We start from the raw sequence: 1,705 nt of genomic DNA on the forward strand, positions 1-1,705 counted from the left end.
ATCCCATTTTATTTTTTTATAGTCGCCTATTTGTATTCTCTTTTTATCTCTGCATTCATTCATACCTCCATTGTATTATAATTAACTTTAATTTGTCCAGTAAAAAATGTGGGACATAATCAGCTTTCAGAGGGGTGTCTGCCGAAGGCAGACGGGGTGTTAGAAGGGTGTCTGCGTCAGCAGACCGGCGTGTTTCCCTTTCAATCAGGGTCTTTATCTTTTTAATAAATTCTTTATTCTGGAGGCTATAATCTTCTACATCCTCTTTTATAAGCCATCCTTCGTAAAAGTTTGTATGGAGCATACCGGCTAAGCCAAATTGTTTTTTAAATAAGGCTCTTTTTCTTCTTCGGATAAGGTTATCTACCACCTTAAATAGCCAGCCCTGCCCATTATGTTGTATTCCTTTTGCTACAGCCCAAGCTTTTAGCATTTGGGCAGACGCACTCCAATATTTCTCTGATACCTGACAAAGGTCGTCTTCTTTTAGTTCCTTATCCCCCTGGGATAGGTATTTCTCTGCCCGATTTATGTATTTTTCTGCCTTAACATTCATCTTATCGCCTCCTTATACCTCTCAATATAATTGGCTCAAGGTCTAATCTATCATTTTTCATAGATATACTTTTAGTCTTTAGTCTATGGTCTTAAATTATACACCCATAGTTTTAAAAAAGCAAGCATTTTTTTAGCCTCTGGCAAAATAGGGTGTGCCAGCACCTTTGACATAGACACTGCCTGTAACGATGTATGTGCCGGTTGCGGCATACCAGGTGGTGTCTGCACTAATTACACCTGATACATACTCTTCTGCCCAGCCAACCTAGGCATACCCTCCCAAAACCCCTAATCCCAAAATTGCCAAACTTAAGATTTTCTTCATTTTTTTTCATTCCTCCTTTATTTCATCATAGGTGATAAGCTGGATGCCTAATTCTTTACAAAGGGCTATTGCATCTTTTTCTATCTCTACAGCAACAAGCACCTTTTTTGGCAAGATGCCCTTTTTCTTTTGGTAAAGAAGGGCTTTTTGTTCTAATGCCCCTACATCAGCCTTTTTGCAGGATGAGGCTATCTCAACCAGATAGCATTCCCCATTTTTTATTAAAATATCTGCCTCTACCGAGGAGGGATGGGAATAGACTATTCCGCTTTCATCAAAACACTCCCATCTTTCTATCTCTTTAACTTCAAATCTCTTAAAAAGCAATTCTTTAAAGATGTTTCTGACAGTTCCCTCTAGCTCTTTTCCCCATCGGCTGCCAATGGTGGTTATCCTTACATGTAATTCATCCCTAACTGATGTAAAGCCAAGGAGCATCTCTTTTCTGTGTTCCTCAAATCGCCTGTTGGTTTCCTCTCGCATCTGTTTCATCTCAGCAATCAATGCCTCAAACCTTCGGTCAACTGCCTCAAACCTTTTGTTTGTTTCTTTCCTGTGTTCCTCAAAGCGCCTTTCCATTGTCTCAAATCGCCTGTTTGTTTCTTCCCTTTGCTCTTCAAATCGCTTGTTTGTTTCCTCCCTTAAGAGCCTCGTTTCTTCTCTTTGCTCCTCAAACCTTTTGTTTGTTTCTTCCCTTAAGAGCCTGATTTCTTCCAGAACCCTTGTAAAATCATCCTTTGTGGCAAAGGTTTCAGATAGGATGGCATAGAGAGAGCCTCTTAATTGCGCATCCCTCTTTAGAAGGATAGGCAAAACCTGTAA

2 protein-coding genes are annotated in these 1,705 nt (G+C 39.9%); both read right to left on the reverse strand.

The window, feature by feature from the left end:
* Positions 1-55 precede the first annotated feature (55 nt).
* On the reverse strand, positions 56-556 hold the full coding sequence (locus AB1630_12995; GenBank protein ID MEW6104703.1) for a PaREP1 family protein: 501 nt from the start codon (positions 554-556) through the stop codon (positions 56-58).
* A gap of 333 nt (positions 557-889) precedes the next feature.
* Positions 890-1,705, reverse strand: an 816-nt coding sequence (locus tag AB1630_13000) for a DUF3782 domain-containing protein (protein ID MEW6104704.1), incomplete at its 5' end; no start/stop codon positions are given.

The sequence above is a fragment of the bacterium genome, assembly GCA_040753555.1.
GTDB lineage: Bacteria > UBA9089 > UBA9088 > UBA9088 > UBA9088 > JBFLYE01.